Origin of the sequence: Rathayibacter sp. AY2B7 (assembly GCF_002931635.1) — a bacterium.
Taxonomy (GTDB): Bacteria; Actinomycetota; Actinomycetes; order Actinomycetales; family Microbacteriaceae; genus Rathayibacter.
Genome location: NZ_PSUC01000002.1, coordinates 63,068 through 87,597, shown reverse-complemented (window position 1 = coordinate 87,597; position 24,530 = coordinate 63,068). Strand labels below are relative to the sequence as shown.

Here is a 24,530-nt window from a genome sequence, read left to right as displayed (position 1 = left end):
CGGCGTGCCCGCGGTCGTCCCGCGACCACTTCCCGGGGCAGCAGCCGGGCCCGCCCGCTCCTCCCCCTCCCTCACCGATAGCAGTGCGCCGGTCCCACCGGCACACAGAAGGACACTGCACATGTCTGTGGACATCACCCCCGAGTTCAACCCGCTGAGGTTGAGCTTCGACCGCCGGTTGAACCGGATCGCCGGGCCCAGCGGCCTCGTCATCTTCGGCGTGACCGGCGACCTCTCCCGCAAGAAGCTCATGCCCGCGGTCTACGATCTCGCCAACCGCGGCCTCCTGCCTCCCGGCTTCGCCCTCGTCGGGTTCGCCCGGCGCGACTGGGACGACCAGGACTTCGAGCAGGTCGTCCACGACTCCGTGAAGAAGCACGCCCGCACCGAGTTCCACGAGGAGGTCTGGGCGCAGCTCGCGCAGGGCATCCGGTTCGTGCAGGGCGAGTTCGACGACCCCGAGGCGTTCGCCCGCCTGAAGACGACCGTCGACGACCTCGACCGCGAGCGCGGCACGAACGGCAACTTCGCCTTCTACCTCTCGATCCCCCCGAAGTCCTTCCCGCAGGTCACCGAGCAGCTGCGCAGCTCCGGCCTCGCCGAGCAGAAGGACGGCCAGTGGCGCCGCGTCGTCATCGAGAAGCCGTTCGGCAGCGACCTGAAGACGGCCCGCGAGCTGAACGACGTCGTCGAGTCGGTCTTCCCGCCCGACTCCGTCTTCCGGATCGACCACTACCTCGGCAAGGAGACGGTCCAGAACATCCTGGCCCTCCGCTTCGCCAACATGATGTACGAGCCGCTCTGGAACTCGAACTACGTCGACCACGTGCAGATCACCATGGCCGAGGACATCGGCGTGGGCGGGCGCGCGGGCTACTACGACGGCATCGGAGCGGCGCGCGACGTCATCCAGAACCACCTGCTGCAGCTGCTCGCCCTGACCGCCATGGAGGAGCCGATCTCGTTCGACGCGGCCGACCTCCGTGCGGAGAAGGAGAAGGTCCTCGCGGCCGTCCGACTCCCCGCCGACCTCTCCACGTCTACCGCCCGCGGACAGTACGCCGGCGGCTGGCAGGGCGGCGAGAAGGTGCTCGGCTTCCTCGAGGAGGACGGCATGAGCCCCACCTCGACCACCGAGACCTACGCCGCCATGCGCCTGGACATCGGCACCCGACGCTGGGCCGGCGTGCCGTTCTACCTGCGGGCCGGCAAGCGCCTCGGCCGCCGCGTCACCGAGATCGCGGTCGTGTTCAAGCGGGCACCGAAGCAGCTCTTCGCCGAGAGCCAGACCACGTCGCTGGGCCAGAACGCGCTCGTCATCCGGGTCCAGCCCGACGAGGGCGTCACCATGCGCTTCGGCTCGAAGGTGCCCGGCGCCGGCATGCAGGTGCGCGACGTGACGATGGACTTCGGCTACGGCCACGCGTTCACCGAAGCGAGTCCCGAGGCCTACGAGCGCCTCATCCTCGATGTCCTCCTGGGCGAGCCGCCGCTCTTCCCCCGGCACGAGGAGGTCGAGCTGTCCTGGAAGATCCTCGACCCGATCGAGGAGTTCTGGGCCACGCAGGGCCAGCCCGAGCAGTACCGCCCCGGAACCTGGGGCCCCGATTCCGCCGACGAGCTCCTCGCCCGCGACGGCCGCACCTGGAGGCGTCCATGATCGTCGATCTGCCCGACACCACGACGAGCGAGGTCTCGAAGACCCTCGTCAAGATCCGCGAGGAGGGCGGCGCCGTCGCCCTCGGCCGCGTCCTCACCCTCATCATCGCGACCTCGCGGGGTCACGAGGAGGAGGCCATCGAGGCCGCGAACGACGCGTCCCGCGAGCACCCGATGCGCGTCATCGTGGTCTCGAAGGACGACGGCACCACCACGGTCCCGGTCGACGCGACGGCGCGCGTCGACGCGCAGATCCGGGTCGGAGGCGACGCCGGCGCGAGCGAGGTCGTCGTGCTCCGTCCCTACGGGGACGCGGCCGAGGACGAGGAGAGCCTGGTCACGGGCCTGCTCCTCCCCGACGCCCCCGTCGTGGCCTGGTGGCCGAACAGCGCTCCGGACAACGCCTCGGCGTCCCCGATCGGCCGGATCGCCACCCGGCGGATCACCGACGCGTCGGCCCAGTCGAACCCGGCGGAGGCGCTGCACCACCTCGCCTCCACCTACGCCCCCGGCGACACCGACTTCGCCTGGACCCGCCTCACCCTCTGGCGCGCGCAGCTCGCCGCCGTGCTCGACCAGCCGCCCTACGAGCCGATCACGGCCGTCGAGGTCTCGGGCGCGCCCGACTCCCCCTCGACGATCCTGCTCGCCGCCTGGCTGCAGCTCGAGCTCGACATCCCCGTCGACCACGAGCTCACGATCAGCGCCACCGGGTCCAGCGGGATCCACGGCGTGCGGCTCATCCGCGACTCCGGAGTGATCGAGCTCGAGCGCTCGGTGCCCAACGTCGCGACGCTCACGCAGCCCGATCAGCCGGTCCACGACATCTCGCTCCCCCGCCGCAGCCTTCGGGACTGCCTGGCGGAGGAGCTGCGCCGGCTCGACCCGGATGACCTGTACGGTGAAGTGATCTCGCGCGGGGTCGACATGCTCACTGAGAAGGCCGAGGCCCGCAGCGCCTCCTGAGGCGTGGGCGCCCGTCCAGGGCGCCCACGCCTCAGAGCTTCCCGACACGGAGCCGAACCCCGCCGATCGGCACCCGAACCCGAAGGAGTCCCCTGAGATGACCACCGAACGCCGCGTGCTGGTCCACCGCGACAAGCAGACCCTCGCCGGCTCGGTCGCCGCCCGGTTCCTCACCAAGACGATCGACGTCCTCGACGACCTGGGTTCGGCGAACGTCGTGCTCACCGGAGGGACGATGGGAGCCGCCACGCTCAAGGAGATCGGCTCCTCCTCCGCCGCCGGCAACGTGGACTGGTCGCGCGTGCACTTCTGGTGGGGCGACGAGCGCTGGGTGCCCCGCGGCCACGAGGACCGCAACGACGTCCAGGCGGGGGACCTCTTCATTGTCCTCGACGTGCCGGCGGCGAACGTGCACTCCTACCCGGCCTCGGACGAGGGTCTGGACCTCGACGGCGCCGCCGCTGCCTACGACGCGGTACTGCGCGAGCACGCCTCCGAGGGGCGCGACTACCCGCGCTTCGACATCACCTTCCTCGGTGTCGGGCCGGACGGGCACATCGCGTCGCTGTTCCCCGAGCGCTCCGCGATCCGCTCCACGACTCCCGGCGTCCTCGCCGTCCGCAACTCGCCGAAGCCGCCGCCGGAGCGCCTCACCCTCACCCTGCCGCTGATCAACCAGTCGGACCGCATCTGGATGGTGCTCGCCGGCGCCGACAAGGCCTCGGCCCTGGGCCTCGCGCTCGCGGGTGCCAGCACGAACGAGGTGCCCGCGTCGGGCGCGTTCGGTCGCAAGCGCACGGTGTTCTTCGTCGACCAGGAGGCTGCGGCCGAGGTCCCCGAGTCGCTCATCGCTCCGAGCTACTGAGCCCGGTCCGGAAACGACGGAAGGCCCGTCCCCCGAGGGGGCGGGCCTTCCGTCGTTCGTCGTACGGTGAGGATCAGGACGGGGTCGCGGTGCCTCGTCGGGCGCGCAGCTGCTGCAGCGCCTCCTCGAGGAGCTGAGCCGCCTCGGCCTCGGTGCGGCGCTCCTTCACGTAGGCGAGGTGCGTCTTGTAGGGCTCGGTCTTCGCGACCTGGGGCGGGTTCGCCCGGTCGCGGCCCGCGGGGAGACCGGACTGCGGGGAGTCGATCACCTCGGGGATCTCGTCCTCGGGGAGGGCCGCCGAGAAGTGGCGCACCGTCTCGTTGCCGAGAGCGTCCCAGTAGGAGACCGCGACGCGCTCCGCGTGGAAACCCCGGTCCTGCTCGCCCATGGGTCCTGCGCCGACGCGCGAACCGCGGATTGCACTGCCGCCTGATGCCATTGCGAGTACCCCTATGCTCCGGTGGTGAACTTGGTGATGAGTCCGAGCACCACGATGCAGGCCAGCCAGACGACGCCCAGGATCACGGTGATGCGGTTGAGGTTGCGCTCGGCGACGCCCGACGCGCCGAGGTTGGAGGTGACTCCGCCCCCGAACATGTCGGACAGACCGCCGCCGCGCCCCTTGTGGAGCAGGATCAGCATGGTGAGCAGGAGGCTCGTGATGCCCAGGATGACCTGGAGCACGACCTGGAGGATGTCCACGCGGTACCTTTCGAAGTTCTGGCGCGTTGCGCGCCCCGACGAGTATAACGGCGCCTGCGAATCCGCGAGGAATGCGTCGTCCCGTGTTCGGGGCGATGTATACGAGAGTCCGTCGAGGGGCGGAGCGGGTGGCTCGTCGTGGTGCCCTCGACAACCTCTCCAGTCGCCGGACCGCGAGCCTGTGATCCACGTACTTTCGGATCGATCGAGCCGAACGCGCCACGCTCTCGGAGGGCACCCCGCGACGAGCCGACGGCACCGGACCGGCCGACGCGTGATGCCGGTGTGGGATCTCCGAGGCGAAAGCGAGGCGAACCGGCGATCCGCGTCCCGGCGGATCGACGTAGCCGAACGCATCCCGCTCTCGGAACCGCGCCCCGTCGCGAAGCCGACCGCGCCACGCCGCGCGGGGAGCAGCGTGGACGACGAAAGGGCGGGCCCGATGGGCCCGCCCTCTCGTCGCAGCAGCTCAGACCCCGACGTGGTTCCGGAATCGTGCGATCGCCGCGAACTCGTCGACCTGGAGGCTGGCGCCTCCGACGAGTGCTCCGTCGACGTCGGGCTCGCGCATGAAGCCGGCGATGTTGCCGGACTTCACGGAGCCGCCGTAGAGGATGCGGGTCTTCGCGGCGGTGTCGGCGCCGAGGACGTCGGCGACCACTCCGCGGAGCGCCTTGCAGACCTGCTGGGCCTGCTCGGGCGTCGCGGCCTGTCCGGAGCCGATGGCCCAGACCGGCTCGTAGGCGACGACGAGGTCGGCGTCCGCGGGGAGGCCGGTGAGGGCTTCCTTCAGCTGGGCGACCGGCACGGCCGACGGGCCGTGCTTCTCGAGGTCCTCCGCGGTCTCGCCGACGCAGATGATCGGAGCGACGCCGTGCTGGAGGGCCGCAGCCGACTTGGCGGCGATGTCCGCGTCCGTCTCGCCGTGGAGCGTGCGACGCTCCGAGTGGCCGACGATCACGTAGTCGCAGTCGAGCTGCTTCAGGAACTGGCCCGAGATCTCACCGGTGTAGGCGCCGCTGTCGAACTTCGAGACGTCCTGCGCGCCGTACTTGAGCGGCAGCTTGTCCGAGTCGACGAGGATCTGCACGGGCCGGAGGTCCGTGAAGGGCGGGAACACCGCGACCTCGACGCCGTCGAAGTCGTGATCGGCGTCCTTGAGGCTCCACGCCAGCTTCTGCACGAAGGCGATGGCCTGGAGGTGGTCCAGGTTCATCTTCCAGTTGCCGGCGATGAGCGGGGTGCGGGCGGCGGTGTCTACCATCCGAGGACCTCCAGTCCGGGGAGGCGCTTGCCCTCGAGGAATTCGAGGCTCGCTCCGCCTCCCGTCGAGATGTGGCCGAACTGGTCGTCGCGGAACCCGAGGGCGCGGACAGCCGCGGCGGAGTCGCCTCCGCCGACGACGCTGAGACCGTCGACCTCGGTGAGCGCCTGCGCGACGGTCTTGGTGCCCGCCGCGAACGGCTCGAGCTCGAAGACGCCCATGGGGCCGTTCCAGAACACCGTCCTGGACGCCGCGATGATCTCGGCGAAGTGCGCGGCGGTGTCCGGTCCGATGTCCAGGCCGAGGCCCTTCTCACCGAAGGGCGTGCCCTCGATCGCGTCGGCCGAGGCGACCTGGTGCTCGGCGTCGGGGCCGAACTCCGACGCCACGACGACGTCCGTCGGCAGGACGATCTCCACGCCCAGCTCCTTCGCCTTCGCGAGGTAGCCGAGCACGGTGTCGACCTGGTCCGCCTCCAGCAGGCTGGCGCCGACCTCGTGGCCCTGGGCCTTGAGGAAGGTGAAGAGCATTCCGCCGCCGATGAGGATCGAGTCGACCTTCGGCAGCAGGTGCTCGATCACGCCGAGCTTGTCCGAGACCTTCGAGCCGCCGAGGACGACCGCGTAGGGGCGCTCGGGCTTCTCGGTGAGCCGCTCCAGCACCTCGAGCTCGGCCGCGATCAGCGTGCCGGCCGCGCTGGGGAGAAGCTCGGCGAGCTCGTAGACGCTCGCCTGCTTGCGGTGAACGACGCCGAACCCGTCGGAGACGAAGGCGTCGCCGTAGGCGGCCAGCTTCTCGGCGAAGGTGCGGCGCTCGGCTTCGTCCTTGCTCGTCTCGCCGGCGTTGAACCGGAGGTTCTCGAGGACGACGACCTGGCCGTCCTCGAGGGCGTCGACGGCGGCCGAGGCCGCCTCCCCGACGGTGTCCTCGGCGAAGGCCACCGGAGCGTCGAGCAGCTCGCCGAGGCGGGCGGCGACGGGAGCGAGGCTGTACTTCGCCTCGGGCTTCCCCTCGGGGCGCCCGAGGTGGCTCACGACCACGACTCGGGCACCCTCGGAGACCAGACGCTGGAGCGTGGGCACCGACGCGCGCACACGGCCGTCGTCCGTGATCGTTCCGTCCTTCAGGGGGACGTTCAGATCGCAGCGGACGACGACGCGCTTGCCTGCGAGGGAGCCCAGTGAGTCCAGAGTGCGGAGCGTCACTGCGCGCAGCCCTTAGAGCTTGCCGGCGACGAACTCGGTGACGTCGACGAGGCGGTTGGAGTAGCCCCACTCGTTGTCGTACCAGGAGGCGACCTTGACCTGGCTGCCGATGACCTTCGTGAGGCCCGCGTCGAAGATCGACGAGTGCGGGTCGGTCACGATGTCGCTCGAGACGATCGGGTCCTCGGTGTACTTGAGGATGCCCTTGAGGTCTCCCTCGGAGGCGGCCTTGTACGCCGCGTTGATCTCCTCGACGGTGGCGGGCTTGGTCAGCTCGACGGTGAGGTCGGTGATCGAGCCGGTCGGGACCGGGACGCGGAGGGCGTAGCCGTCGAGCTTGCCCACGAGCTCCGGGATGACCAGGCCGAGCGCCTTGGCGGCACCGGTCGAGGTCGGGATGATGTTGACGGCGGCGGCGCGGGCGCGACGCAGGTCGCTGTGCGGGCCGTCCTGGAGGTTCTGGTCGGCGGTGTACGCGTGGACCGTGGTCATCAGGCCGCGCTCGATGCCGAAGTTGTCGAGCAGCACCTTGGCGAGCGGCGCGAGGCAGTTCGTGGTGCAGGACGCGTTCGAGATGATGTCGTGCGTCGCGGGGTCGTAGGTGTTCTCGTTCACGCCGAGGACCAGGGTCGCGACGTCGCTGCCGGTGGCGGGAGCGGAGACGATGACCTTCTTGGCACCCGCGGTGATGTGCTTGCGCGCGTCCTCCGACTTGGTGAAGCGGCCGGTCGACTCGATGACGACGTCGACTCCCAGCTCGCCCCAGGGGAGGTTCGCGGGGTCGCGCTCCTCGAGGACGATGATCGGCTTGCCGTTGACGACGATGCGGTCGCCGTCGAGCTCGACGGTCGCGTCGAGGCGGCCCGTGATGGAGTCGTACTTCAGGAGGTGCGCGAGGGCCTTGTTGTCGGTGAGGTCGTTGACCGCGACGATCTCGAGGTCGCTGCCCTTGGCGAGGGCTGCACGGAAGAAGTTACGGCCGATACGGCCGAAGCCGTTGATGCCGATCTTGACGGACACAGATATCTCCTGGTGAGGAAAGGCACCTCGACGGTGCAGTGGAGGGGTGGAAGCCGACGACAGGGCGTCCCGGACGCGGGGCCCGGGACGCCGAGATCGCTACGACAGTAGCAGCAGGCCCGAAGTCTTCTCGCGGGCCTTCTCGAAGCGCGCGGACACGTCGGCCCAGTTCACGATGTTCCAGAACGCCTTGACGTAGTCGGCCTTCACGTTGACGTAGTCGAGGTAGAAGGCGTGCTCCCACATGTCGAGGAGGAGGACCGGGACGGTCGCCGCGGCGAGGTTGCCCTGGTGGTCGTAGAGCTGCTCGATGATGAGCTTCTCGCCGAGCGAGTCCCAGGCGAGGATCGACCAGCCGGAGCCCTGGATGCCGAGGGCCGAGGCGGTGAAGTGGGCGCGGAACTTGTCGAACGACCCGAAGTTGTCGTCGATGGCCGCGGCGAGCTCGCCGACGGGCTTGTCGCCGCCGTCCGGCGAGAGGTTGTTCCAGAACACGGTGTGGTTCACGTGACCGGCGAGGTTGAAGGCGAGGTCCTTCTGGAGCTTGTTCACGTTCGCGAGGTTCTCGCTGTCGCGAGCCTCCTGCAGCGAGGCGAGGGCGGTGTTCGCCCCGGCCACGTATGTCGCGTGGTGCTTGTCGTGGTGGAGCTCCATGATCCGCCCACTGATGTTCGGCTCGAGGGCCGAGTAGTCGTAGGGCAGTTCGGCGAGCGTGTAGTCAGCCATGTGCGATCTCCTGTTCGTGGTCGTCGCTCCCGTGCGACCCGCCGGCGTCTCGGCGTCCTCCGCGAGGCGGAGGAGGAGGGCCGGGAGTGTCCTGAGCGACCCGATCAGTCTAGCGAGGGGGGCCCTCCGCGTTCGGAGGGCTTGCGTTGTTCGACCAGGAGACACTCAGCGTTCGCCGGGCGGGGCGCGCCGTGCGGCCGGGCCTACAGGTCCTGCAGCTCGGCCGGGAGGTTCGCGTCGGTGCCCGGGATGTCGAGGTCGGAGGCGCGCTTGTCGGCCATCGCGAGGAGGCGGCGGATGCGTCCGGCGACGGCGTCCTTCGTCATCGGCGGATCGGCGTGGTGGCCGAGCTCATCGAGGCTCGCGTCGCGGTGCGCGAGGCGCAGGCGCCCGGCGTAGCGGAGGTGCTCGGGGATGTCGTCGCCCAGGATCTCCATCGCGCGCTCGACGCGGGCACATGCCGCGACGGCGGCCTGGGCCGAGCGGCGGAGGTTCGCGTCGTCGAAGTTGACGAGGCGGTTCGCGGTCGCCCGCACCTCGCGGCGCTGGCGCAGCTCCTCCCAGCTCGCGACGGTCGCGGTCGCGCCCATCAGGGTGAGCATCGCGCTGATGCTCTCGCCGTCGCGGATGACGACCCGGTGGACGCCGCGCACCTCGCGGGACTTGGCCTGGACGCCCAGGCGTCCGGCGGCTCCGACGATCGCCATGGCCGCCTCGTTGCCGGGGCAGACGATCTCGAGCGCCGCGGAGCGGCCCGGGTCGGTCAGCGAGCCCTGGGCGAGGAAGGCGCCGCGCCACAGGGCGGCGAGCTCCTCGCGGGAGCCGGTCGTGAGGCGGTTGGGCAGGCCGCGGACGGGCCGGCCGCGCTGGTCGAGGAGGCCGGTCTGCCGGGCGAGCGTGTCCCCGCCTTCGACGACGCGCACCAGCCAGCTCGTGGTCCTCCGGGATCCCCCGGCCGAGACGATGCTGCCCTCGCTGCGGACGCCGTACAGCTCGGCGAGGTCACGGCGCACGCGGGTCGCGAGCGGGGCGGAGTCGAGCTCGACCTCGACCGCGAGGCGGTTGGAGATGATGTGCAGTCCTCCGGAGAAGCGGAGGATGGTCGCCAGTTCGGCGGCACGGACGGTGTTCTTGCGCGAGACGATCGCGACCAGTTCGCCCTTGACGTCTGCGGTGAGGGCCACGGAGTCTTCCTTACGTCGGGTGCGCGGCGGAGCGCGCGGGGATCATTCTCGGCCGAGGTCGCGGTGCGCCACGTTGACGGCGACGCCCGGCAGCTCGGCCAGACGGGCCGCGACACGGCCCGCGACCGCGACGGAGCGGTGCTTGCCTCCCGTGCAGCCGATCGCGATGGTCGCGTGGCGCTTGTTCTCGCGCTGGTAGCCGTCGAGCACGGGGCGCAGGGCCCGGGAGTAGGAGTCGATGAACTCCTCGGCGCCCTGCTGGGCCAGCACGTAGTCTCTCACCTCTTCGTCGAGACCCGTGTGCGGACGCAGCTCCGGGATCCAGTACGGGTTCGGCAGGAACCGCGCGTCGGCCACCATGTCGGCGTCCGTCGGCAGCCCGTACTTGAAGCCGAAGCTCATCACCGTGACCTGGAGGCCCGCGCGGCCGGCCTCGGCGAAGCGCTCGGTGATGCTGGTGGCCAGCTGGTGGATGTTGAGGTCCGAGGTGTCGATGACGATGTCGGCCGACTCCCGCAGCTGAGCGAGGCGCGTCCGCTCGGCGGAGATGCCGTCGAGGAGGGTCCCCCGGCCCTGCAGCGGGTGCGGACGGCGCACCTGCTCGAAGCGGCGGACGAGCGCGGCGTCGGTGGCCTCGAGGAACACCACTCGGAGGTCGACCCCGGCGCGCAGCTCGCGGACGATGTCGCCGAGGTCCTCGAAGAAGTCGCGTCCGCGGACGTCGACGACCGCCGCGATCTTCGGCAGTGTGTCCCCCGCACGCTGCGCCAGGTCGACCAGCGGGCGCAGCATCTGCGGCGGCAGGTTGTCGACGACGTACCAGCCGAGATCCTCCAGTGCGTTCGCGGCCGTGGACCGGCCCGCTCCGGACATCCCCGTGACGATCAGCACGTCCTGCTGCTCGCTCTCCGTGCTCATGCTCTCTCCGTGCTCGTGTCTGCTCGTGTCGTCGGTGCCGGGCACCGGCCGCTCTCCCCCGGAGCGCGGGCCTCCAGCCTAGGGCGTGCCCCCGACGGCGGACCCGTCCGGATGCAGGTGCGCGTGGATCGCGCCCGCCAGCGTCGGGCCGATGCCCTTGACCTCGGCGATCTCGGCCTCGCCCGCCTCGCGGAGCCGGGCGACGGATCCGAAGTGCTTCAGCAGGTCGCGCACGCGCGTGCCTCCGAGCCCGGGCACCTCGGCCAGCTGCGACGAGATGTCGCGCTTGCGACGCGTCCTCTGGTGGGTGATCGCGAAGCGGTGCGCCTCGTCGCGGATGCGCTGGAAGAGGAAGAGCGCATCGCTGTTGCGCGGCAGGATGACGGGGAAGTCGGAGTCCGGCAGCCAGATCTCCTCGAGGCGCTTGGCGATCCCGCAGAGGGTGATGCCGGTCACCCCGGACTCGTCGAGCGCGCGCTGCGCCGCCGCGACCTGCGGCTGGCCGCCGTCGACGATCAGCAGTTGCGGGGGGTACGAGAACTTGCGACGCTTGGCCTCGCCGGTCTCGAGGTCGACCGCCGCGGGCTCGACCGGCTCGCGGAGGTAGGCGAGGCGGCGGGTGAGCACCTGGTGCAGCGACTCGGTGTCGTCCGTCGACTCTGCGATGGAGAACCGTCGGTACTGGTCCTTCCGCGCGAGCCCGTCCTCGAAGACCACCATCGAGGCGACGATGTTGGTGCCGCTGAGGTGGGAGACGTCGTAGCACTCCATCCGGAGCGGCGCCTCGCTCATGCCGAGGGCGTCGCGGATGTCCTCCAGGGCCTGCGTCCGAGCGGTGAAGTCGGCGGAGCGGCGGGTCTTGTAGAGCATCAGCGAGTGCTTCGCGTTCTGCGTCGCCGTCTCGAGGAGGGCGGCCTTGTCTCCGCGCTGGGCCGCTCGGAGGCGCACGTTCGTGCCGCGCAGCCCGCTCAGCCACTCCTCGAGCGCCTCGGTGTCCTCGGGCAGCTCCGGCACGACGACCTCCCGGGGCGGGACGTCGCCGGTCTCGTAGGCGGCCTGGAGGGCCGTGTCGACGAGCTCCGCCGTGCTCATGTCGAGCTCCTTGTCGACGACCCAGCCCCGCTCGCCGCGGATGCGCCCGCCGCGGACCCGGAACTGCTGCACGGAGGCGGCGAGCTCGTCGTGGACGATCGCGTAGAGGTCGACGTCCACGTTGTCCTTGAGCACGACCGCGCTCTTGGCGAGGACCGCGTCGAGAGCGGCGGCCTGATCGCGCAGCTTCCCCGCGCGCTCGTACTCCATCGCGGCGGCGGCCTCGCGCATCTCCTTCTCGAGCTCGCCGATCATCCGGCGGTCGTGGCTGCCCATGAAGGCGACGAAGCGGTCGACCATCTCGCGGTGCTCGGCGAAGGTGACGCGGTGGGAGCAGGGCCCGCCGCAGCGGCCGATCTGCGACGCGAAGCAGGGCTTGCCGCTCTGCATCGCGCGCTTGTAGTTGGAGTCGTTGCAGGTCCTGATCGGGAACGCCTTGATCATCAGGTCGATCGTCTCGTGGATCGCCCAGATCTTCGGGTAGGGCCCGAAGTAGCGGGCCTTCCTGATCTTGGCGTTCCGCGTGACCATCACCCGCGGGGCCTCGTCGCCGAGCGTCACCGCCATGTAGGGGTAGGACTTGTCGTCGCGGAACTTGACGTTGAAGGGGGGATCGAACTCGTTGATCCAGGTGAACTCGAGCTGCAGGGCCTCGACGTCGGTGCCGACGACGGTCCACTCGACCCCGGAGGCCGAGGTGACCATCCGCCGGGTGCGCTCGTGCAGGCTCGGCAGCGGGGCGAAGTAGTTGCTCAGCCGCGCGCGGAGGTTCTTGGCCTTGCCCACGTAGAGCACCCGCCCCCGGGCGTCCGTGAAGCGGTACACGCCGGGGAGGGTCGGGATCTCACCCGGCTTCGGCCGGAAGTCGACTGTCTGCGCCATGCCTCTCGCTCGCGTCAGCCGAGGATCTCGGCGAGGAACATGCCGGTGTGGCTGCCCTCGACCTTCGCCACGTGCTCGGGGGTGCCCACCGCGACCACCTGTCCGCCGCCGGCGCCGCCCTCGGGACCCATGTCGATCAGCCAGTCGGCCGACTTGATGACATCGAGGTTGTGCTCGATGGTGATCACCGTGTTGCCCTTGTCGACCAGGCCGTTGAGGACGAGGAGGAGCTTGCGGACGTCCTCGAAGTGCAGGCCGGTCGTCGGCTCGTCGAGCACGTAGACGCTGCGGCCGTTGGAGCGGCGCTGGAGCTCGGTGGCCAGCTTGACGCGCTGCGCCTCGCCGCCGGAGAGCGTGGTCGCGCTCTGCCCGAGGCGGACGTAGCCGAGGCCCACCTCTACCAGCGTGCGGAGGAAGCGGTGGATCGCCGTGATCGGCTCGAAGAAGTCGGCCGCCTCGGCGATCGGCATGTCGAGCACCTCGGCGATGTTCTTGCCCTTGTAGTGCACGGTCAGGGTGTCGCGGTTGTAGCGCGCTCCCCCGCAGACCTCGCACGCCACGTAGACGTCGGGCAGGAAGTTCATCTCGATCTTGATGGTGCCGTCACCCGAGCAGGCCTCGCAGCGGCCGCCCTTGACGTTGAAGCTGAAGCGGCCGGGCAGGTACCCCCGCGCCTTCGCCTCCGTGGTCTCGGCGAAGAGGTTGCGGATGCGGTCGAACACGCCCGTGTAGGTGGCGGGGTTCGAGCGCGGCGTGCGGCCGATCGGGTTCTGGTCGACGTGCACGACCTTGTCGAGGTTCTCGAGGCCGGTGACGCGCGTGTGCTTGCCCGGCACCTTGCGGGCGCCGTTGAGCTGGTTGGCGAGCACGCGGTAGAGGATGTCGTTCACGAGGGTGCTCTTGCCGGAGCCGGAGACCCCGGTGACCGCGACGAACGTGCCGAGCGGGAACTCCGCGTCGACCTTGCGGAGGTTGTTGGCGTTCGCCCCGACGACCTTGATCATCCGCTTGCGGTCGATCTTCCGTCGCTTCTTCGGGACCTCGATCGCCTTGCGGCCCGAGACGTAGTCGCCGGTCAGCGAGTGGGTGTTCTCGAGCAGCGACTCGTAGGAGCCGGAGTGCACGACCTTGCCGCCGTTGACCCCGGCGCCCGGGCCGATGTCGACGATCCAGTCGGCGGTGCGGATGGTGTCCTCGTCGTGCTCGACCACGATCAGCGTGTTGCCCAGGTCGCGCAGCTTGATGAGGGTGTCGATCAGGCGGCGGTTGTCGCGCTGGTGCAGACCGATGCTCGGCTCGTCGAGCACGTAGAGCACGCCGGTCAGCCCGGAGCCGATCTGGGTCGCCAGGCGGATGCGCTGCGCCTCGCCGCCCGACAGGGAGGCGGCGGCGCGCGAGAGGTTGAGGTAGTTGAGCCCGACCTCGATGAGGAAGTCGATGCGCGCGCGGATCTCGCGCAGCACCTGCGCCGCGATGTGCGCCTCGCGGTCGGTCAGCTCGAGCCGGCTCATGAAGTCCTGGGCGTCGCCGAGGCTGAGGTCGGCCACGTCCGCGATGCTCGCCCCGTGCACGAGCACGGCGAGCACCTCGGGCTTCAGGCGGGAGCCCTTGCACACGGGGCAGGGCACCTCGCGAAGGAACTCGGACCAGCGGGTGCGCTGGACGTCGGTCTCGGCCTGGACGAACTGGCGCTCGATGTAGGGCACGACGCCCTCGAAGCCCGAGGTGTAGCTCATCTCGCGGCCGTAGCGGTTCTTCCACTTGACCTTGACCTCGAAGTTGTCGCCGTGGAGGACGGCCTGCTGCACCTCGGTGCTGAGGCGCTTCCACGGGGTGGTGAGCGTGAAGCCGAGGTCGCGGGAGAGGCCGTCGAGCAGCTTCTCGTAGTACTGGAACAGGCCCTTGCCCTGGGTGGTCCAGGGGATGATGACGCCCTCGGCGATGCTCAGGTCGGGGTCGCCGAGCAGCAGCTCGTCGTCGACCGACATGCGCGTGCCGAGGCCCGAGCACTCCGGGCAGGCGCCGAAGGGCGCGTTGAAGGAGAAGGTCCGCGGCTCGATCTCGGTCAGCGAGATCGGGTGGTTGTTGGGACAGGACAGCTTCTCGGAGTAGGTGGTCCAGGCGCCGTCGCCCTCGCCGTCGACGTGGTTGATCTGCACGATGCCGTCGGTGAGCCGCAGGGCCGTCTCGAGCGAGTCGGTGAGGCGCCCGAGGATGTCGGGGCCGGCGACGAGCCGGTCGACCACGACGGAGATGTCGTGCTTGTACTGCTTCTTGAGCACCGGCGGCTCGCTCAGCTGGACGAGCTTCCCGTCCACCATGGCGCGGGAGTAGCCGCCCGCGGTCAGCTCCTTGAAGAGGTCGACGAACTCGCCCTTCTTCTGCGAGACGACGGGGCTGAGGATCTGGTAGCGGGTACCGGTCTCGAGCTCCATCAGCTGGTCGGCGATCTGCTGCACGGTCTGCGCGGAGATCCGCTCGCTGCAGATGGGGCAGTGCGGGACGCCGATGCGCGCCCAGAGCAGGCGCATGTAGTCGAAGATCTCGGTGATCGTGCCGACGGTCGAGCGCGGGTTGCGGTTCGTCGACTTCTGGTCGATCGAGACCGCGGGGCTGAGGCCCTCGATGAAGTCGACGTCCGGCCGGTCCACCTGCCCGAGGAACTGGCGGGCGTATGCGGAGAGGGACTCGACGTAGCGCCGCTGACCCTCCGCGAAGATCGTGTCGAAGGCCAGGGAGGACTTGCCCGAGCCCGAGAGACCGGTGAACACCACCATCGAGTCGCGCGGGATCTCGAGGTCGACGTTCTGCAGGTTGTGCACCCTCGCGCCGCTCACCACCAGCTTCGAGGACGACTCGTCGAGCGAGGAGACGAAGCGGTGGAAGGAGGGAGAGGGGGTGGAGGAGGGGTCCGTAACGGCGTTCAGGATCGACACTCCAAAAGTGTATGCGGAGCCACCGACATCGCCCGTGGCGTTCGCTGGGCGCTGATCCGCGGGCCCCTCCCCTTGCGGATCAGCACCCCCGATCAGGACAGGTGCCCGGCCTTCTCCATCTGGCGGAGCTCGCGCTTGAGCTCCTGGACCTCGTCCCGCAGCCTGGCCGCGAGCTCGAACTTGAGCTCGCCCGCCGCCTGGAGCATCTGCCCGTTGAGGTCGGAGATGATCGCCTCGAGGTCGTTGCCGCCGTTCGCGGCGAGACCCTGACGGCGCAGGTTAGGCGTCGGGCTCTTCTTCTTGGCGTCGCGCCCGGCGAGCAGCTTGGCGGTGTCGGCCCCCTCACGGGCGAGGGCGTCGGTGATGTCGGCGATCTTCTTCCGCAGCGGCGTCGGGTCGATGCCGTGGTCGAGGTTGTACGCGACCTGCTTCTCGCGTCGGCGGTCGGTCTCGTCGATCGCGAGCCGCATCGAGTCCGTCACCTTGTCGGCGTACATGTGGACCTCGCCCGAGACGTTGCGCGCCGCACGGCCGATCGTCTGGATGAGCGACGTGGACGAGCGGAGGAAGCCCTCCTTGTCGGCGTCGAGGATCGCCACGAGCGAGACCTCGGGCAGGTCGAGCCCCTCGCGCAGCAGGTTGATGCCGACCAGGACGTCGTAGACGCCCGCCCGCAGCTCCGAGAGGAGCTCGACGCGCCTCAGGGTGTCGACGTCGGAGTGCAGGTAGCGGACCCGGACGCCGGCCTCCGTGAGGAAGTCGGTGAGCTCCTCGGCCATGCGCTTCGTCAGCGTCGTGACGAGCACGCGCTCGTCGCGCTCGGTGCGGCGCTTGATCTCCTCGAGCAGGTCGTCGATCTGGCCCTTCGTCGGCTTGACGACGATCTCGGGGTCGATCAGGCCGGTCGGGCGGATGATCTGCTCGACGATGCCGTCGGCGATGCCCATCTCGTAGCGCCCCGGGGTCGCGGAGAGGTAGACGGTCTGGCCGACGCGCGACTTGAACTCCTCCCACTTCAGTGGCCGGTTGTCCATCGCCGAGGGCAGGCGGAAGCCGTGCTCGACCAGCGTGCGCTTGCGGGACGCGTCGCCCTCGTACATCGCGCCGATCTGCGGCACCGTCACGTGCGACTCGTCGATCACGACGAGGAAGTCGTCCGGGAAGTAGTCGAGCAGGCAGTGCGGGGCCTCGCCCGACTCGCGGCCGTCGATGTGGCGGGAGTAGTTCTCGATGCCGGAGCAGAATCCGATCTGCTGCATCATCTCGAGATCGAAGGTCGTGCGCATCCGCAGGCGCTGCGCCTCGAGGAGCTTGTTCTGCTTCTCGAGGTCGGCCAGGCGCACCTCGAGCTCCTGCTGGATGGTGTCGATCGCACGGTGCATGACGTCCTGGCTGGCGACGTAGTGCGAGCCGGGGAAGACCGACACGGAGTCGAGCTTCCGGACGATGTCGCCGGTGAGCGGGTGGAGCGTGTAGAGCGCCTCGATCTCGTCGCCGAACATCTCGATCCGAATCGCGAGCTCCTCGTACATCGGGATGATCTCGATCGTGTCGCCCCGCACCCGGAAGGTGCCGCGGGCGAAGTCGACGTCGTTGCGCGCGTACTGCATCGACACGAACTTGCGGATGAGGCGGTCCCGGTCGACCCGCTGGCCGACCTGGAGCGCCACCATCGCCTCGAGGTACTGCTCGGGCTGGCCGAGGCCGTAGATGCACGAGACGGTCGACACCACGATCACGTCGCGGCGGCTCAGAAGCGAGTTCGTGGTGGAGTGGCGCAGCCGCTCGACCTCGGCGTTGACCGAGCTGTCCTTCTCGATGAAGGTGTCCGTCTGCGGGACGTAGGCCTCGGGCTGGTAGTAGTCGTAGTACGAGACGAAGTACTCGACGGCGTTGTTGGGGAACAGCTCGCGGAACTCGTTGGCGAGCTGCGCGGCGAGGGTCTTGTTGTGCGCGAGCACGAGCGTGGGGCGCTGCACGGCCTCGACGAGCCAGGCCGTGGTCGCGGACTTGCCGGTTCCGGTGGCGCCCAGCAGGACGACATCGGTCTCGCCGGCGTTGATGCGGGCGCTCAGATCGGCGATCGCGCCGGGCTGGTCACCGCTCGGCTTGTACTCGCTGATGACCTCGAACGGGTGCACGGCACGGGTTGGCTCCATGGTTCGAAGCGTAGCCGCGACCACCGACACCGGACGGCGCGTGCGCTGGCGGCGAACGGGGGTGCGCTCTCCGGCCGGGCCGCTCGGTCACGAGGGCGGGTGTCGGAGAGGGACCGTCAGCGGGCGAGCCGCTCCCACAGCGCGTCGGTCCGAGCGAGCGTCTCCTCCAGCGTGCCGGAGGAGTCGATCACGACGTCGGCGAGGGCGAGGCGCTCCTCGTCGCTCGCCTGCGACGAGACCCGCGCACGTGCCTCCTCCTCGGTCAGTCCCCGGAGGGCGACGAGACGCTCGATGCGGAGGTGCCGCGGCGCGTGCACGACGACCACCTCGTCGAACTCCCCCGCTCCACGGCCCTCGGCGAGGAGGGGGACGTCGTAGACGACCACCGCGGCCGGGTCCGCCTCGGCGGCCTCCGCGAACAGCCGCTGCGAGCGGAGGGTCACCGCCGGATGGGTGATCGCATTGAGGTCGGCGCGGGCCGCCGCGTCCGAGAAGACGATCGCGCCGAGCGACGGGCGGTCGAGCGCGCCGTCCGCGCGGATCACGGACGGGCCGAAGCGCTCGGCGATCGCCGCCAGCGCCGGCTCCCCCGGCTCGACGACCTCGCGCGCGAGGACGTCGGCGTCGACCACCACCGCTCCGTGCTCGGCGAGACGGCGGGCGACGGTGGACTTGCCCGAGGCGATGCCTCCGGTGAGGGCGACGAGATGCACCCGGCCACCCTACCCAGCGCCGTCGCCCGGAACGCCGAACGGCCGGCCCCCGAGGGGACCGGCCGTTCGATGCGATGTGCTCGCGATCAGTTGTTCGAGGACAGCTTCTCGCGGAGCGCGGCGAGCGACTCGTCGTCGGCGAGGGTGCCGCCGGTGGTCGACTCGCTGGTGAAGCCGGCGCCGACCGAGACGCCCTCGGAGACGGTGGCCGCCTCCTCCTGCGACTTGGCGACCTGGGCCTTGTGGGCCTCCCAGCGCGCCTGAGCAGCGGCGTACTCCTGCTCCCAGGCCTCGCGCTGCGACTCGAAGCCCTCGCGCCACTCGTTGGTCTCGGGGTCGAAGCCCTCGGGGTACTTGTAGTTCCCCTGGTCGTCGTACTCCGTGGCCATGCCGTAGAGCGCCGGGTCGAACTCGGTGCCCTCGGGGTCGACGTTCTCGTTCGCCTGCTTGAGCGAGAGGGAGATGCGGCGACGGTCGAGGTCGATGTCGATGACCTTGACGAACACCTCTTCCCCGACCGACACGACCTGCTCGGCGAGCTCGACGTGCTTGCCCGACAGCTCGGAGATGTGGACGAGGCCCTCGATGCCGTCCGCGACGCGGACGAAGGCACCGAACGGGACCAGCTTCGTGACCTTGCCCGGCGCGACCTGTCCGATCGCGTGGGTGCGGGCGAAGACCTGCCACGGGTCCTCCTGGGTCGCCTTGAGCGAGAGCGACACGCGCTCGCGGTCGAGGTCGACCTCGAGGATCTCGACGGTGACCTCCTGGCCCACCTCGACGACCTCGGAGGCGTGCTCGATGTGCTTCCAGGAGAGCTCGGAGACGTGGACGAGACCGTCGACGCCGCCGAGGTCGACGAACGCACCGAAGTTGACGATCGACGACACGACGCCCTTGCGGACCTGACCCTTGTGCAGGTTGTTCAGGAACGTGGTGCGGCTCTCGGACTGGGTCTGCTCGAGGAGCGCGCGACGCGACAGGACCACGTTGTTGCGGTTCTTGTCGAGCTCGAGGATCTTCGCCTCGATCTCCTGGCCGAGGTACGGCGTGAGGTCGCGGACGCGGCGCAGCTCGATGAGCGAGGCCGGGAGGAAGCCGCGGAGGCCGATGTCGACGATGAGACCGCCCTTGACGACCTCGATGACCGAGCCGGTGACGACGCCGTCCGACTCCTTGATCTTCTCGACGTCGCCCCACGCGCGCTCGTACTGCGCACGCTTCTTGGACAGGATCAGGCGACCCTCCTTGTCCTCCTTCTGGAGGACGAGGGCCTCGACGCTGTCGCCCACGTTGACGACCTCGGAGGGGTCGACGTCGTGCTTGATGGAGAGCTCGCGCGAGGGGATGACGCCCTCGGTCTTGTAGCCGACGTCGAGGAGGACCTCGTCGCGGTCGATCTTCACGACGGTGCCTTCGATGAGGTCTCCGTCGTTGAAGAACTTCAGAGTCTTTTCGACCGCGGCAAGAAAGTCTTCAGCAGACCCGATGTCGTTGATCGCGACCTGCTTGGTTGCCTTGTCGGTCGTTGCGGTTGTCATTAAGGGATGCTCCAGGATGGATGGGTCTCGGGCGGCGGCCGCCTGCGGGCCTCGCGGCTCGGCGGAGTGGTGACCACTGCGATGGTGAGGGATGTGCCTCCGGCCCGGGAGCCGCGCTCGGCCGGCCGGAGGACCGGCCTTCCTCGCGCGCCGCGGGCACGGCGGCGCCACAGATGTGACACTCCAGCTTAGACGCCCCGGGAGGCGCACGGCAATCTCGCCGCGCCCGTCCAGGCGCGGGTTCCGGAGTCAGCCGGCGAGGGAGGAGCGGAGTGTGTCGAGACCGACGCCGCCGAGGTCGAGTGCCCTCCGGTGGAAGGCCGCGAGCGAGAACGCGGCGCCCTCGCGCACCTCCGCCTCGTCGCGCAGCTGCTCCCAGATCCGCTGCCCGATCTTGTAGGACGGAGCCTGCCCCGGCCAGCCGAGGTACCGGTTCACCTCGAAGCGCACGAACGCGTCGTCCATGTTCACGTTGGCCCGCAGGAAGTCGAGGGCCGACTCGGCGGTCCAGACGGCGTCGGAGCCCGGCATCGGCTTCTGGAGGTGCACGCCGATGTCCAGCACGACGCGCGCCGCGCGCATCCGCTGGCCGTCGAGCATGCCCAGGCGGTCGGCCGGGTCGTCGAGGTAGCCGAAGCGCTCCATCAGCCGCTCCGCGTAGAGCGCCCAGCCCTCGGCGTGGCCGGAGGTCCCGGCGAGCTGACGGCGCCAGGTGTTGAGGCGGGCGCGGTTGTGGACGGCCTGGCCGATCTGCAGGTGGTGGCCCGGGACGCCCTCGTGGTAGACCGTGGTCAGCTCCCGCCAGGTGGCGAACTCGGTGACTCCGTCCGGGACCGACCACCACATCCGCCCCGGGCGCGAGAAGTCGTCGCTCGGACCGGTGTAGTAGATGCCGCCCTCCTGGGTCGGCGCGATCCTGCACTCGAGGCGGCGCACCTCCTCCGGGATGTCGAAGGCGGTGCCGGCGAGCTCGCGGACGGAGCGGTCGCTCGTCTCCTGCATCCAGGCCTGCAGAGCGTCGACGCCGTGCAGAGTGCGGGCCGGGTCCGCCTCGAGGTGGGCGATCGCCTCGGCGACGGAGGCGCCGGGCAGGATCTCGCGCGCGATCGACTCCTGCTCGGACGTCATGCGGGCCAGCTCCTCGATCCCCCACTCGTAGGTCTCGTCGAGGTCGACGACAGCGCCGAGGAAGCGGCGGGAGTGCAGCGCGTACAGCTCCCGGCCGACGGCGTCCTGCTCGGTCGCGGCGGGGGCGAGCTCGCCCCGGAGGAACTGCGCGAGCGACCCGTAGGCGGCCGAGGCACGGCGGGCGCCGTCCTCCAGTCGCTGAGCGAGCGACGCGGGCAGGGATCCGGCGGCGGGAGCGGCCTCCGCTGCCAGCTCGGCGAAGAACCCCCGGGGAGCGGCGATCTTCCGCGCCTGCTCGGCGACGAGCTCGACCTGGCGGCGGGCGGGGATGATGCCGGTGCGCATCCCCTCGCGCAGGGTCTCCGCGTAGCCCTCGAGTGCGGCCGGCACGGCCAGCAGCCGCTCGGCGACCGCCTCCCAGTCGGCGACCTCGTCCGTCGGCATCAGGTCGAAGACGTCGCGCAGCTCCTGCGCCGGGGACGCGATCACGTTGAGGTCCCGCAGCGGCAGACCGGCGTCGTGCCCCTCCAGGGAGAGCCGGAGCTCGGCGCCGAGGTCGGCGACCGTGACGCGGTCGACGTCGTCCACGGGGTCGGCTGCCTCGAGCTCGGCGAGGGCCGAGGCGGTCGCCGCCCGGGCGCGCTCGAGACCGGCCGGCGAGTAGTCGCCCAGGCGGCCGTTCGCGCCGCTGCGTCCGATCGCGGTACCGAGGGTGGGGTCGAGGTCGACGAGCGTGTCGACCCAGCGCTCGGCGACGGCGTCGACGGCGGTGGGCTCGCGGGGGGTGTCGGTGCTCATGCCTCCGAGCCTAGCCAGGCGCTGCGGCCGGCTCAGTGCGCGGCGACGTCCCAGTCGGACCCGTGGCCCACCTGCACCTCGAGCGGGACGCTCAGGTCGGCGGCACCCGCCATCCGGCCGCGGACGATCGCCTCGAGCGGCTCCTCCTCGCCGGGCGCGACGTCGAAGATCAGCTCGTCGTGCACCTGGAGGAGCATCCGCGAGCCGAGCCCCTGCTCGTCGAGGTCGGCCTGCACGCCGATCATCGCGCGCTTCATGATGTCGGCGGCCGAGCCCTGGATCGGCGAGTTGAGTGCCGCCCTCTCGGCGTTGTCGCGGAGGACGCGGTTCGCGCTCTGCAGGTCGGGGAAGGGACGCCGGCGACCGAAGATCGTCTCGGTGTAGCCGGTCTCGCGGGCCTGCTCGACGACGCTGCGGAGGTAGTCGCGCACCGCGCCGAAGCGGACGAAGTAGTCGGTCATCAGCTGCTTGGCCTCGGCGCTCGAGATGCGCAGCTGCTTCGACAGGCCGAAGGCGCTCAGGCCGTAGGCGAGTCCGTACGACATCGCCTTGACCTTGTTGCGCATGGCCGAGGTGACGTCGCCCGGATCGACGCCGAAGATCCGCGACCCGACGAAGCGGTGCAGGTCCTCGCCGGAGTGGAAGGCCTCGATCAGCCCGGCGTCACCGGACAGGTGGGCCATGATCCGCATCTCGATCTGCGAGTAGTCGGCGGTGAGGAGGGTGCTCGCCTCCGCTCCGTGGACGAAGGCGGTGCGGATGCGGCGGCCCACCTCGCTGCGGACGGGGATGTTCTGCAGGTTCGGGTCGTTGGAGGAGATCCGGCCGGTGGCCGTGCCGGTCTGGTCGTAGCTGGTGTGGATCCGGCCGTCGTCGGTGACCGACTTCTCCAGCGTCTCGATGATCTGCTTGAGCTTGGTCGCGTCGCGGTGCTCGAGGAGCAGCCCGAGGAACGGGTGCGGGTGCGACTCCTGCAGGTCGGCGAGGGCGGAGGCGTCGGTGGTGTAGCCCGTCTTCGTGGCCCGGGTGCGCGGCATGTCGAGCTCCTCGAAGAGGACCTGCTGCAGCTGCTTGGGCGAGCCGAGGTTCATCTCGTGGCCGATCTCGGCGAACGCGCGGCTCGCGAGGTCGGCGGCCGAGACGGTCAGCTCGGCGCGGAGGCGCGCCAGCACGTCGGCGTCGATCGCGACGCCGGTGAGCTCCATCGTCGCGAGGACCTGGACGATCGGCAGCTCGATGTCGACGAGCACCGAGAGCATCCCCTCGCCCAGCCGCTCGCGCAGCGGAGCGACGAGCCGGTACGCGTACCAGGCCTCGGTGGCGGGCCCCATCGGCTCGACGGTGGGGACCAGCTGGTTCGGGTCGCCCTGCGCCATGGTCTCGTCGAGGTGCTGCGCGACCTGCGCCGCGAGCGTGGTCGGGTGCCCGGTGGGCTGCACCAGCCAGGAGGCGACGCGGGTGTCGAACGCGAGCCCCGCGACGGGGAGTCCGGCCCTCCGCAGCGCCTTGATCTGGGGCTTCGCGTCGGCGAAGTACTTGGGGGCGGGCCCGGCCAGCCACTGCTCGAGCGCGGTGTAGTCGGGCCGCTCGGCGGCCCATGGGACGAACGCCGTCTCCTTCTCGACCGCGAGGCCGACGCCCTCGAGCCCGCCGGCTCCGAGCAGGACCTGCACGGCGACGGGCGCGGTGCCCTTCGCCGACACGCGGTCGAGCCAGTGCGCGAGCTCCTCGTCGACCAGGGTGCGGACGGCGGGCGCGGAGGTCGTGACCACGTCGCCCGCCAGGGCCGCGGCGGCGCCGTCGACGCCCTCCTCCGCGGCGATCGTGAGGACCCGCTCCTGCAGGGTCTTGAACTCGAGGCGGCTGAAGATCTCGCGGACCGCGTCGGGATCGATCGGACGGCGCGTCAGATCGTGCGGCCCGAGGGGGAGCTCGACGTCCGTCACCAGCCGGTTGAGGCGGCGGTTGCGGAGCGCGTTCTCCTTCTGCTCGCGCAGCTTCTCGCCGACCACGCCCTTGATCTCGTCGGCGTGGGCGATGATGTCGGCGACCGTGCCGTACTGGTTGACCCACTTCGCGGCCGTCTTGGGGCCTACCTTGTCGACGCCGGGCAGGTTGTCGCTGGTCTCGCCGACGAGCGCGGCGATCTCGGGGTACTGGTGCGGCTCGACGCCGTACTTCTCGAAGACCTTGTCGCGGTCGTAGCGGGTGAGCTGCGAGACGCCCTGGGTGGAGGGGTAGAGCAGGGTGACGTCCGGGGTCACCAGCTGGATGGTGTCGCGATCGCCCGAGACGACCAGCACGCGGAAGCCGGCTTCGGCCCCCTGGCGCGCGAGCGTCGCGAGGATGTCGTCGGCCTCGAAGTCCTCCTTCGAGACGGTCCGGATGTTCATGGCGTGCAGCGCCTCCTCGAGGAGGGGGACCTGGCCCTTGAACTCGGGCGGCGTCTCGCCGCGGGTGCCCTTGTACTCCGGGTACTCGCGCGTGCGGAACGAGTAGCGGGAGATGTCGAACGCGACGCCGAGGTGGGTCGGCTTCTCGTTCTTCAGCAGCAGGATCAGCATCGAGAGGAAGCCGTGGATGGCGTTCGTGTGCTGGCCCTCGCGGGTCTGGAAGCTGTCGACCGGGAGCGCGTAGAACGCCCGGAACGCCAGGGAATGGCCGTCGACGAGCAGGAGGGTAGGCTGTTCCGGATCTGACACAGGGCCAGACTACACAGCGCCTCCGACACCGGATCGGCCCGCTCACGCCCGCCGGTCAGGGCCGCTCCGA

General features: G+C 70.2%; 18 protein-coding genes. 3 read left to right on the top strand and 15 right to left on the bottom strand.

The annotated features are described in order from the left end of the window. Nucleotides 1–121: 121 nt before the first annotated feature. From zwf to pgl, 3 genes are all read left to right on the top strand, one after another. Nucleotides 122–1,660: a glucose-6-phosphate dehydrogenase gene (zwf, locus tag C5C27_RS00880; RefSeq protein ID WP_104225293.1), complete on the top strand. Its 1,539-nt coding sequence runs from the start codon at nt 122–124 to the stop codon at nt 1,658–1,660. Next, a complete protein-coding gene (locus tag C5C27_RS00875) occupies nt 1,657–2,625 on the top strand; it encodes a glucose-6-phosphate dehydrogenase assembly protein OpcA (protein WP_104232638.1) in 969 nt (322 codons plus the stop codon). Before zwf ends, C5C27_RS00875 begins: the two co-directional genes overlap by 4 nt. A gap of 97 nt (nt 2,626–2,722) precedes the next feature. Continuing rightward, nucleotides 2,723–3,490: a 6-phosphogluconolactonase gene (pgl, locus tag C5C27_RS00870; protein ID WP_104313214.1), complete on the top strand. Its 768-nt coding sequence runs from the start codon at nt 2,723–2,725 to the stop codon at nt 3,488–3,490. Nucleotides 3,491–3,563: 73 nt separating this feature from the next. Here pgl and C5C27_RS00865 read toward each other — a convergent pair whose 3' ends face one another. From C5C27_RS00865 to polA, 15 genes are all read right to left on the bottom strand, one after another. Beyond that, nucleotides 3,564–3,929 (bottom strand): RNA polymerase-binding protein RbpA, encoded by a 366-nt coding sequence (locus C5C27_RS00865; RefSeq protein ID WP_055791968.1) that lies wholly within the window; start codon nt 3,927–3,929, stop codon nt 3,564–3,566. Nucleotides 3,930–3,940: 11 nt separating this feature from the next. Further along, a complete protein-coding gene (gene secG / locus C5C27_RS00860) occupies nt 3,941–4,192 on the bottom strand; it encodes a preprotein translocase subunit SecG (protein ID WP_104221915.1) in 252 nt (83 codons plus the stop codon). Between the two features lie 469 nt (nt 4,193–4,661). Continuing rightward, nucleotides 4,662–5,456, bottom strand: a complete 795-nt coding sequence (tpiA, locus tag C5C27_RS00855; RefSeq protein WP_104237487.1) for a triose-phosphate isomerase — start codon at nt 5,454–5,456, stop codon at nt 4,662–4,664. Then, complete coding sequence (locus C5C27_RS00850) at nt 5,450–6,661, bottom strand: phosphoglycerate kinase (protein ID WP_104257823.1); 1,212 nt, start codon at nt 6,659–6,661, stop codon at nt 5,450–5,452. The genes tpiA and C5C27_RS00850 overlap by 7 nt, the downstream gene beginning before the upstream one ends. A 12-nt stretch (nt 6,662–6,673) precedes the next feature. After that, nucleotides 6,674–7,681 carry a type I glyceraldehyde-3-phosphate dehydrogenase gene (gene gap / locus C5C27_RS00845; protein ID WP_104221909.1) on the bottom strand — a complete coding sequence of 336 codons (1,008 nt, stop codon included), beginning with the start codon at nt 7,679–7,681 and terminating at the stop codon, nt 6,674–6,676. Between the two features lie 99 nt (nt 7,682–7,780). Then, nucleotides 7,781–8,407, bottom strand: coding sequence for a superoxide dismutase (locus C5C27_RS00840; protein ID WP_104221907.1), 627 nt, complete (start codon nt 8,405–8,407; stop codon nt 7,781–7,783). A 203-nt stretch (nt 8,408–8,610) separates the two neighbouring features. After that, the gene (gene whiA, locus C5C27_RS00835; RefSeq protein WP_104237489.1) at nt 8,611–9,591 is read right to left on the bottom strand and encodes a DNA-binding protein WhiA; all 981 of its coding nucleotides are present in this window, start codon (nt 9,589–9,591) and stop codon (nt 8,611–8,613) included. 42 nt (nt 9,592–9,633) lie between these two features. After that, nucleotides 9,634–10,509, bottom strand: a complete 876-nt coding sequence (gene rapZ / locus C5C27_RS00830) for an RNase adapter RapZ (RefSeq protein ID WP_097166020.1) — start codon at nt 10,507–10,509, stop codon at nt 9,634–9,636. 78 nt (nt 10,510–10,587) lie between these two features. Further along, a complete protein-coding gene (gene uvrC / locus C5C27_RS00825; RefSeq protein ID WP_104313212.1) occupies nt 10,588–12,483 on the bottom strand; it encodes an excinuclease ABC subunit UvrC in 1,896 nt (631 codons plus the stop codon). Nucleotides 12,484–12,497: 14 nt separating this feature from the next. Then, nucleotides 12,498–15,323, bottom strand: a complete 2,826-nt coding sequence (uvrA, locus tag C5C27_RS00820) for an excinuclease ABC subunit UvrA (protein WP_258066463.1) — start codon at nt 15,321–15,323, stop codon at nt 12,498–12,500. A gap of 188 nt (nt 15,324–15,511) precedes the next feature. Then, nucleotides 15,512–17,578, bottom strand: a complete 2,067-nt coding sequence (gene uvrB, locus C5C27_RS00815) for an excinuclease ABC subunit UvrB (RefSeq protein WP_104221901.1) — start codon at nt 17,576–17,578, stop codon at nt 15,512–15,514. Between the two features lie 116 nt (nt 17,579–17,694). Then, a complete protein-coding gene (gene coaE / locus C5C27_RS00810; protein WP_104313210.1) occupies nt 17,695–18,291 on the bottom strand; it encodes a dephospho-CoA kinase in 597 nt (198 codons plus the stop codon). Nucleotides 18,292–18,377: 86 nt separating this feature from the next. Next, entirely contained in the window at nt 18,378–19,832 is a 1,455-nt protein-coding gene (gene rpsA / locus C5C27_RS00805) for a 30S ribosomal protein S1 (protein WP_104221897.1), read from the bottom strand. 249 nt (nt 19,833–20,081) lie between these two features. Next, nucleotides 20,082–21,758 (bottom strand): DUF885 domain-containing protein, encoded by a 1,677-nt coding sequence (locus tag C5C27_RS00800; protein ID WP_104237492.1) that lies wholly within the window; start codon nt 21,756–21,758, stop codon nt 20,082–20,084. A gap of 32 nt (nt 21,759–21,790) precedes the next feature. Next, nucleotides 21,791–24,460 carry a DNA polymerase I gene (gene polA, locus C5C27_RS00795; RefSeq protein WP_104313209.1) on the bottom strand — a complete coding sequence of 890 codons (2,670 nt, stop codon included), beginning with the start codon at nt 24,458–24,460 and terminating at the stop codon, nt 21,791–21,793. Between the last annotated feature and the right edge of the window lie 70 nt (nt 24,461–24,530).

Excerpts from the sequence above, each read along its gene's own strand:
- zwf (WP_104225293.1), top strand. The coding sequence starts at position 122 with ATGTCTGTGGACATCACCCCCGAGTTCAACCCGCTGAGGTTGAGCTTC.
- C5C27_RS00800 (WP_104237492.1), bottom strand. The coding sequence starts at position 21,758 with ATGAGCACCGACACCCCCCGCGAGCCCACCGCCGTCGACGCCGTCGCC.
- C5C27_RS00840 (WP_104221907.1), bottom strand. The coding sequence starts at position 8,407 with ATGGCTGACTACACGCTCGCCGAACTGCCCTACGACTACTCGGCCCTC.
- uvrC (WP_104313212.1), bottom strand. The coding sequence starts at position 12,483 with ATGGCGCAGACAGTCGACTTCCGGCCGAAGCCGGGTGAGATCCCGACC.
- rpsA (WP_104221897.1), bottom strand. The coding sequence starts at position 19,832 with ATGACAACCGCAACGACCGACAAGGCAACCAAGCAGGTCGCGATCAAC.
- pgl (WP_104313214.1), top strand. The coding sequence starts at position 2,723 with ATGACCACCGAACGCCGCGTGCTGGTCCACCGCGACAAGCAGACCCTC.
- C5C27_RS00875 (WP_104232638.1), top strand. The coding sequence starts at position 1,657 with ATGATCGTCGATCTGCCCGACACCACGACGAGCGAGGTCTCGAAGACC.
- C5C27_RS00865 (WP_055791968.1), bottom strand. The coding sequence starts at position 3,929 with ATGGCATCAGGCGGCAGTGCAATCCGCGGTTCGCGCGTCGGCGCAGGA.
- rapZ (WP_097166020.1), bottom strand. The coding sequence starts at position 10,509 with ATGAGCACGGAGAGCGAGCAGCAGGACGTGCTGATCGTCACGGGGATG.
- uvrB (WP_104221901.1), bottom strand. The coding sequence starts at position 17,578 with ATGGAGCCAACCCGTGCCGTGCACCCGTTCGAGGTCATCAGCGAGTAC.
- tpiA (WP_104237487.1), bottom strand. The coding sequence starts at position 5,456 with ATGGTAGACACCGCCGCCCGCACCCCGCTCATCGCCGGCAACTGGAAG.